This is a genomic window from Nesterenkonia aerolata (genome assembly GCF_031470965.1).
GTDB classification, from domain to species: domain Bacteria; phylum Actinomycetota; class Actinomycetes; order Actinomycetales; family Micrococcaceae; genus Nesterenkonia; species Nesterenkonia aerolata.
Genome location: NZ_JAVKGR010000034.1, coordinates 1 through 6453, shown reverse-complemented (window position 1 = coordinate 6453; position 6453 = coordinate 1). Strand labels below are relative to the sequence as shown.

6 protein-coding genes are annotated in these 6453 nt (G+C 59.9%); 2 read left to right on the top strand and 4 right to left on the bottom strand.

Going from position 1 to position 6453, the window contains the following annotated elements:
- Positions 1–52: 52 nt before the first annotated feature.
- The 4 genes from RIL96_RS13095 to RIL96_RS13080 all read right to left on the bottom strand — a co-directional run bounded on the left by RIL96_RS13095 (position 53) and on the right by RIL96_RS13080 (position 3508).
- Complete coding sequence (locus RIL96_RS13095; RefSeq protein ID WP_310549463.1) at positions 53–760, bottom strand: hypothetical protein; 708 nt, start codon at positions 758–760, stop codon at positions 53–55.
- Positions 761–1597 (bottom strand): serine/threonine-protein kinase, encoded by an 837-nt coding sequence (locus tag RIL96_RS13090; RefSeq protein ID WP_310549462.1) that lies wholly within the window; start codon positions 1595–1597, stop codon positions 761–763.
- A 74-nt stretch (positions 1598–1671) separates the two neighbouring features.
- A complete protein-coding gene (locus RIL96_RS13085; RefSeq protein WP_310549461.1) occupies positions 1672–2901 on the bottom strand; it encodes a tyrosine-type recombinase/integrase in 1230 nt (409 codons plus the stop codon).
- Positions 2894–3508 (bottom strand): hypothetical protein, encoded by a 615-nt coding sequence (locus RIL96_RS13080; RefSeq protein WP_310549460.1) that lies wholly within the window; start codon positions 3506–3508, stop codon positions 2894–2896. The genes RIL96_RS13085 and RIL96_RS13080 overlap by 8 nt, the downstream gene beginning before the upstream one ends.
- Before the next feature lie 172 nt (positions 3509–3680).
- On the opposite strand from RIL96_RS13080, the gene RIL96_RS13075 reads away from it, so the two are divergent.
- Complete coding sequence (locus RIL96_RS13075; RefSeq protein ID WP_310549459.1) at positions 3681–3917, top strand: helix-turn-helix domain-containing protein; 237 nt, start codon at positions 3681–3683, stop codon at positions 3915–3917.
- 410 nt (positions 3918–4327) lie between these two features.
- Positions 4328–6453 (top strand): DNA-directed DNA polymerase (locus tag RIL96_RS13070; protein ID WP_310549458.1); only part of this gene is annotated, 2126 nt, incomplete at its 3' end.

The window sequence follows — 6453 nt, the reverse complement described above, 5'->3', positions numbered from 1 at the left end:
CCATAGTCCCTATCCTCTCTGCTCAACAGATCGGAACAAGACCCAGGACGGTTCATTCCACATCACATTCCCGCGCCAAAATTCGGTAGCCCTCTAGGACAGACTCATCCTGAAGCTGTCCATATCGAGTCGGCACTTCAGGCCACCAGAATCGTAGGTACCAGTGCTGTTCGTTGCTTTCCACAATTTCTTCAATTAAGGCGTTGCGGAGTCTCTTGTCAGTAAGCCATGAATAATCCAACGTGAGGTTCACCCATAAAGGAGAACTCCCTGCGTCCTGTCGGCTTGCATCTGCCCAGGTAAGGGCCCGTTGCAGGGAATGCTGCCCTTCAACTGAAGAAACCCATCCAGTGGCGCTCAGCAACACAGAAGCATTACTCTCCCTTTGAACATCCAGGACAGCCTTGGCCCAGGTGCGTACAGGTTTTTCAGGCTGCTTCGTTAGGTATGCCCACTCGTTAGCAGGACTTTTGAGGTCTTTTGCCCCAGGCCACCCGGAACCGGGGTGTCGCCAGAGCTCTGGATCAACAATCCTCACAGGGACGTGAGAAACGGCCTGAGCGAAAGTCTTCATGGTATTTACCGTCATCTTCGGCAGACGAGCGACCGCGCCTAAAGCTAAATCATCCCCATGAGAATCGGCGAGATAGTTGATGGTCTCAGGTAGTCGATTCGCGTTTTGATGGCTCCGATGTATAAGGAAAAGAGGTCTAGCGCCCGAGATAGACTCTTCCAGTGTCGGTCCTTGCCATTCCGCCATTTAGCGCTCTCCTTCAAGTTCGCGAACTGCACGCTGGGCACTTCCCCTCAACCCTGCTGCCTCTGGATTCACTAGTCTCTGCACTACAACTGCCAGAGGAGTAGGAACATTGGCATGAAGCCCCGCAGGCGCCACAGACACCAGATCAAAGATTTCGTCTTCGTCGAGGTCTCGTAAGTTGAGGGACCCAAAAAACGGGTGACGGCCAGCGAGAAGCTCGTAGAGAATTACTCCACAAGCCCAGAGGTCCGCAGCCTTTCTAGCCTTCTTGCCTTGGAGCTGTTCAGGGGACATCCAAGGCAAGCTGCCTACTTTGGCAGGGTAGACCGTCATAGTCCCACCGCTAACGGAACGAGACAGACCAAAATCGATGAGCACCGGGGTGCTCCAGCAGCCGTCCCGTAGCATGATGTTGTCTGGCTTTATATCCCGATGGATTTTCTCTTTTGAGTGGAGTTCAGAAACAGCCCGCAGTAGGCTTAGCGCGAAGGTCTCAACGTCTTGCGGGCTGGGCTGGCGGCCTGCTCGCAGAACCTGTCCGACGCTACCCCCAGCAATGTACTCGCACATCAGTGCATACCGCTTTTCACCCTTCAGTTCGACCGTCCCAACATCGTGTAATTTCACAATCCCAGGATGGTCAAACTGGTCTAAGCTCTCCACCTCTCGCTGGAGTAAACGGTGGTCGAAATGCTCGGGCCTTAGAAGCTTGAGAGCGAACTGCCCGTTTCTTCCTAGCGGGTCACGGACCTGCCAGGTCTCACCGAACGTGCCACTGCCCAGGAATTGAGCTTCGGCTGCGCGAAGAGCGCTCCTCACGTCCTCTGGTGCGTCCATGTAGAGATTCTTCCACAGTAAGAGCCTATGCCCAGCGGACATGCCGTGAACTTCCAGCTCATCTTCACATGTGTTTACGCCTCGGAGAGTTGCCGCGCTAGTTCATCGATGGCTGACCGCTGCATGGTCGGGGTGACGTGGCTGTAGATGTTCATGGTGGTGGTGATGGTTGTGTGTCCCAGCCGCTCCTGGACCACTTTCGGGTGAGTGCCCCGTTCCAGAAGCTGGGTGGCGTGGGTATGCCGCAGACCTTTGACGGTGACCCGGTGAATGTCGGCGTGTGCTGCGGTGAGCCAGTCAAGGCGTCGGCTCCACCTGGAAGTGATCGCATCGGGTGAGCGAAGTTGGCCCTCGTCGTCTCCGAAGACGTAGGCGTCTGCCTTGGCAAGCTGGAATGACAGCTCGGCGCGCTTGACCTTGTAGGACGCCAGGATTTGCAGGGTGTCATCGTCTACGTCGATCACCCGGGCGTTATAGGTCTTCGTGAGCTTGGTCTGCTGCCAGTCCTCGGTGTTGACCGCCCGGCGAATGCTGATCCTGCGGTTCTTGGTGTCAATGTCGCGCCAGCGCAGGGCCAGAGCTTCACTGCGACGCATCCCGGTGTAGGCGAAGAGCCTCCAGAGGGGGAACAACTCATCTTGGCGCTCATCGCGGTTCCAGGCTAGGAAGGTGTTGAGCTGGCTGCCGGTCCAGGTGACGATCTCGGGCCTCTGAGCACGTATTTCGCTGGACTTCGGGGCCTTCACCGTTTTCTTCTTCTGTTTGACCGGGTTGTCCCTGATATGCCCGTCCTCGATGGCCGCGTCGAGCATCGCCCCGAGGACCACATGAATCTTGTGCACAGTGTTGGCTGAGAGAGGCTGGCCCTTCCCGACTTTGTCAGCGCGCCCACCTTCTTCCAACTGCCGGTAGTGGCGAGCCACGCGGGTAGCGGTGAGCTTGTCCAGCTTGATTTCACCTAGCTGCGGAGTGATGTGGTTGCGGATGATCTTCCGGTACCCCTTCAGGGTGGAGTCGGCCAGTTTCAGGCCAGCCACCCAGTTCTCGGCGTATGTCCCGATGGTGGGGACTTTTCCTGCGAACTTCTCCTGATTCCGGCGCTTTTGCAGTGCCTCCTGCATGGCGTCGTCGGCGTCGTCATCTGTCTTGAAGCCTCCCCGGGAGAACTTCTTCTCACCCAGTGAAGGGTCGTCCGGGTCAATCGGGACCCAAATCTGGAACCGCCACCGGTCCCCGGCCTTGGTCTTGTACTTCTGGATCGAGCCTTTTCCGCGACGGCGGTGCTTGGTCTTCTTGTCACTCATATTCCTCATCCTTCAGCCGTTCCTGGAGGTCTGCGAGCAGCTTCTCGGCCTCCGCATATGCCTTGTTGCCATCAACTTCGCGCCCCTCTGCCCAATGGAGTCGACCGAGCAGGTCGGGGTCTCCGGGGTGCTGGGTCAGGTCTTCGCGCAGGCGTGCGATCTCCTGCTGGTCGCGTTCCATTGCACGCTCGATCCGCTGGATTTCGCGTTTCCAGTACTCCGTCCGGCCCTTCAATGACATGTCTGTCTCACCTCGGACCCAGGCCTGGAACTCCTGAGGCCCAACGTCATCCGGTAGGCCGGTCGCCATCTGATACTCGGGAGTGGGTGCTTCGGCAGGCACATTCGCTAGCAGTGCCATGGGCGAGGCGTTGAGGGCGGCGGCCAGCGCGATGAAGTCGTCCATATCCACCCGGCGTGCGGCAGCTTCTATACGGCGTAGTCCAAGCACGGGGATGCGGTGGCCGATCTCTGTGAGGCGCTGCTCCAACTGTGCGTAGGTGTAGTCGTTGTTCTGCCGGTACTTGCGCACCGCGTCAGCGACAGCGAATCCAGTAGGCCCTAGTTCCAAGGGCTTCATGTCCTTGGGTGTCTTCTTCTGTGTCATCGCGACCGTGGGGTCCTTTCCTGTTCCTGGATGTGCTTGCAGGACCACCGTAGCACGAAAAAAACATCGTGGTGATGTTTCAAGCATTCAAATGTTGCGCGATCATCTTCCTTGTCCTACAGTGGTGAACACATCGAAATGATGCCTCAAACATCGGGAGAAGGTGGCAAAGGTGGCGAAGCAGCCGGAAATGGAGCTGGGAGGGGCTGGAAGTAAGTGCCCGCCAGTGACCCTGGATGATCTGCGGGCCTCGGATAAGGCAACGATCACGCGCAAGGAGGTCGCAGCCGTTCTGGAGGTTGACCCTCGAACGGTGAGTGAGGCCATTGAGAGCGGGGCTATCCCTGCGATCTCGGTAGGCCGCTTGAAGAAGATTCCGCGGGAGAAGTTCTTGGAGATGTTCGGCTGACCGCGCCGTGGACTGCATGAAGGGATGTGAGTTGATTGTCGGAGAAGAGAGCACGTCAACGCCGTAGAGAACAGCGCGCAGGCGAGGGTGTAGAAGCGCAAAATCCGCAGCAGGAGAAGTCTGTCAGCGCGCAGGATGAACCCAATGTGTACGCCGATGAAGGTAAAACCCCTGGTCAGGTGGTGGGGCGGCAGTCGTGTATTGGGCAGCCCCCAGTTTCAGGTCTGCCGCCCCTGCGCTCGTTGCAGAGGGCTGGCGATCCACCCCAGTGGGTCTCGGCTTACACCCGGGATACCTCTCTGTCCAAGCGGCTGCCCCCGCTGTATGAGGTGGCGACGAAGGTCATTGAGCGCAGGCCTCGCCCGCAGAGCACAGGCCCCGCCTTCGGGGACTACGACTCCATTCGGGCCATGGCTGAGGACACCGGCACGATCGTGGTTGGCTTCGACACGGAGTTCACCCATCAGCCCGGTCTTGGTGGGGTGCCCGGTGTTCAGTCCAGGCAGATCGACTCCTATCAGTTCACGGTGGTCCACCCTGCTGATCCCAGCAAGATCAGACTGGTCTCGATTCTGCCCGTGCTGGACCGCCCGGACGTCGCCCTACCGGGGATGCGTATCTCTCTTGAGCGTGCTCTGGAGATCGTCATTGAGGTGGCGGGGCTGCATGAGCACCCGCTGGCACCGGCTGAATGGTCTGAGAAGGGGGTCTCCCGCTCCCTGGCAGGGAAGCCCTCCGACTTCTTCCGGTCCTCCAAGAAGGAAGGTGTGGTCTCCAAGGCCCTGCCGATCACCCTGTTGGCTCACTACGAGCAGGCCGACCTGACGACCTTCGCTGACCGCCGCCTGCTGGCAGAGTCCCAAGGACAGCGGGTTGGGGACCGCCCCGGGTACAAGGGCCGACGTGCGGCCTGGCTCGATGGGCGTACCCCTGACATTCTGCGGGCTGTCATTTCTGCCAGCGGCGGGTTGGCTACTCCGCAGCCTGTCCGGATGATCCTCAACGGCGCTTCCCGGCGGTTCTGCCGCCCTATCGAGCTGTCCATCCGGGATGGTCTCGCCCATGCGCCCGCTGGGAAGGGCAAGCTGGCCGACCTCGGCCAGGCAGTGGGGTATCCCAAACTGGAGGTACCCGACGGGTGGATTTCCCGTATGAGCGAATACCGGCAGCTCCACCGGGAGGATTTCCTGGAGTACGGGGCCAACGACGCGGTCATCGTGCTGGAATATGCCTCGACCCTCTACGGAGACCACCAGGCGCTGCCGCTGACGCTGTCCAGTGCCGCAGCCCGCTCTATCCGCGAGGCCATCAAGCGCGATGAGGGTCTGCCCAGCACGGGTGCCTTCAACCTGGTCGTCGGTGGTCTGACCCGTGCGACGGCGACCAACGAGAACGTCGTCGGTATTGAAGAGCAGCAGGACTATTACCGCAAGCGCGACCTGTTGCCGGTGGACGGCGCTGCTGCTACGTGGCAACACGCCTGCGCCAACGCTTTCCGGGGCGGTTATAACGCCTGCAACGAGATCGGGTTCTTCGGCTGCCAGACCCACGACTATGACCTGATCTCCTGCTATCCAACCGCCGAGTCGGTCTTCTACGACGTGGACTTCACACATGCGGATGGGGTCATCACCGAGACCATCAACAACGTCGAACTCACGCTGAACGAGTTGCCGTCGCCGCTGATGCCGTTCGTCGGATTCGTGCGGTTCAGCTTCCCTGAGGCCGTGGCCTTCCCGACTATCCCTGTTCCGCTGGATGGCTCGATGGTCTTCCCGCTCTCATCGGGGGCAGGCCGAGGTGTATGGGCATCTGGTCCCGAGGTCTGGCTGGCTCTGACCCTGGGCGCGGAGGTGTTCGTTCAGATTGGGCATTTCGGGCGGGTGCGTTTCGATGAGGACGGCAACCCCTCCCGGATGCTGCGCGGAGCCAACCGGCTGCTCATCCAGGAACGCGGGAAGGCCAAGAAGCAGTTCGGCAAGAAGTCCCTGGAACAAGAGGTGCTGAAGAACCTCGCCAACGGTGGTTATGGGAAGCTCTCCCAAGGAGTGATGGGCCAGCGCGGCTGGGACGCCTGGGCACAAGCCCGAGAAGCCGTTGGCGGCTCTGCCATCACCAGCCCTTACCACGGCATGATGACCACCGGAGTGGTCCGGGCAGTACTGCTGGCAACACTGAACCAACTCGCGGCCCTGGGCTACTCAACACCTTCCAACACCACCGACGGGTTCATCACAGACGCCCCTTTCGATGTACTCGACAGCCTGGACCTCTACGGCCTTGGGGACCTCTGGCGTGAAGCCCGGGAATCCCTGACGGACAGCCGGGAAATGTGGGAACGCAAGCACCACCAGGGTGATCTGCTCAATGTGAGCACACGGGCGAACTTCTCCCGCGAAGCTGACGGAGTCCTTGCCCACGGCGGGTACAAGCTGCCCCCGCACATTGTGGAGGACAGCCCCGAGGACCGGGACCATATGTGGCCATTCGCGGTTGAGTGTGGAGGTGTCGTGAGTCAAGGGGCTCGCGCCCTTGT

Excerpts from the sequence above, each read along its gene's own strand:
- RIL96_RS13080 (WP_310549460.1), bottom strand. The coding sequence starts at position 3,508 with ATGACACAGAAGAAGACACCCAAGGACATGAAGCCCTTGGAACTAGGG.
- RIL96_RS13095 (WP_310549463.1), bottom strand. The coding sequence starts at position 760 with ATGGCGGAATGGCAAGGACCGACACTGGAAGAGTCTATCTCGGGCGCT.
- RIL96_RS13090 (WP_310549462.1), bottom strand. The coding sequence starts at position 1,597 with ATGGACGCACCAGAGGACGTGAGGAGCGCTCTTCGCGCAGCCGAAGCT.
- RIL96_RS13085 (WP_310549461.1), bottom strand. The coding sequence starts at position 2,901 with ATGAGTGACAAGAAGACCAAGCACCGCCGTCGCGGAAAAGGCTCGATC.